Origin of the sequence: Exiguobacterium sp. KRL4 (assembly GCF_001870785.1) — a bacterium.
GTDB lineage: Bacteria > Bacillota > Bacilli > Exiguobacteriales > Exiguobacteriaceae > Exiguobacterium_A.
The window spans coordinates 1-1,474 of record NZ_MOLV01000037.1 but is presented as its reverse complement, the minus strand read 5'-3'; the positions used below and the strand labels follow the sequence as shown (position 1 = coordinate 1,474).

The 1,474-nt window shown below is 45.0% G+C and carries 2 protein-coding genes; one reads left to right on the top strand and one right to left on the bottom strand.

Annotated features, from left to right (window positions below; all coding sequences use genetic code 11):
- Positions 1-242: hypothetical protein (locus BLD48_RS16560; RefSeq protein ID WP_236630046.1), on the top strand; the 242-nt coding region annotated here is incomplete at its 5' end.
- A 27-nt stretch (positions 243-269) separates the two neighbouring features.
- Here the strand turns inward: BLD48_RS16560 and BLD48_RS15425 are convergent.
- A protein-coding gene (locus BLD48_RS15425) for an IS3 family transposase (RefSeq protein WP_143082951.1) occupies positions 270-1,390 on the bottom strand; the annotation gives its coding sequence in 2 pieces (ribosomal slippage) (positions 270-1,141 and positions 1,141-1,390; 1,122 coding nt in all).
- Between the last annotated feature and the right edge of the window lie 84 nt (positions 1,391-1,474).

Genomic DNA, 1,474 nt, shown 5'->3' with positions numbered 1-1,474 from the left:
TGGGCAATGGCTCGTGGTGTTTGGACCGTGTTCCTGTGGGTGTGAGCTTGAGGTGGGTATTCTGGACGGGTGGTGAGGCGTTTTTATGTCGGATAGTTAAGGGTGGAAAGCTGATTCTGGGGCGGCTTGTCGATATTCTGATGGTGTTTTACTTTCTTATAGGGAATTTCGGTAAGTCAAATGATGATCTTTGTTCAGTGTCTATTTCCTTTCTTTTAATTGGTTATATGTACATAGCTTAAATGTAACACTGGATTGTCAACACTAAACTAGACAATTTTCTTAAGGAGTGATTGCTTGTAGTGAACGGGGCTTTGATAATCCAATGTACCGTGTATGCGAAGGTGATTGAACCAATTCACGTAATCCTGGAACTCACGTTCCAGCTCCGTCAAACTCGAGAACACTCGTTTTTTGACAAACTCTGTCTTGATGATTTTTAACGTGGCTTCCGCGACTGCGTTATCGTACGGACAACCCTTTTCGCTCAACGAGCGACGGATTCCGAACGTATGAAGGGCATCCTCAATCAGACGGTTGTTGAACTCTCGTCCTCGATCCGTGTGAAACATCCGGATGCGACGCAAATCATGAGGAATGGAAGCGAAAGCACGATGGACCAGTTGCGCATCCTTTCGCTCGCCCACACTATGCCCGATGATTTCTCGGTTAAAGAGATCAACAAATACACATACATAATGCCATTTTTGACGGACCTTGATGTATGTCAGGTCACTGACGACAACGGATAGCTCTTCTCCTTGCTTGAACGCGCGATTCAATTCATTGGCTTCCGTCGACTCGTTGCACGTTTCTTTTTTAGGCTTGAATTGCGCTAGCGTGTACGTAGAGACGAGGCCTTGTTCTTTCATGATGCGTCCGATTCGACGACGAGAGACGCATTTCCCTTGTTTTTGGAGTTCAATCTTGATTTTACGCGTGCCGTAGTTCTCTCGGCTGCGTCGGAAAATTTCACGCATGGCTTCCGTCACATCGTCGACCGATGGTCGCTGTCTCGCTTCATAATAAAACGTACTTCTGGGTAATTGGAGGACGCTGCACATTGCTGATACCGAGTATTTATGTCGATTATTCTTGATCACATTTACTTTCGTCCCATGATCAGCGCGGCTTGCTTTAAAATATCATTCTCCATCTCCAGTTGTTGGACATGCTTCCGAAGCACACGTAGCTCGCGCGCTTCATCCGACAAATTATCTTCTTCCTTAAAGGATCCGGTCGTCTTACTTTGGTTGATCCAGCGATTAAATGCCGAAGGCGTCAAGTCATATTCCCGAATGATATCGGCGCGTGATTTGCCATTCAAATGGAGTTGAACCATCTGTTGTTTGAATGAATCGCTAAAAATTCTTCGTTCCCGTTTATTCATGAAGGTGATTCTCCTCTGCTGTTCATAATTTTCCTAAGTCTAATTGACCTTAAGGTTTATGTCCAACTAAGTGTAGACCATCCA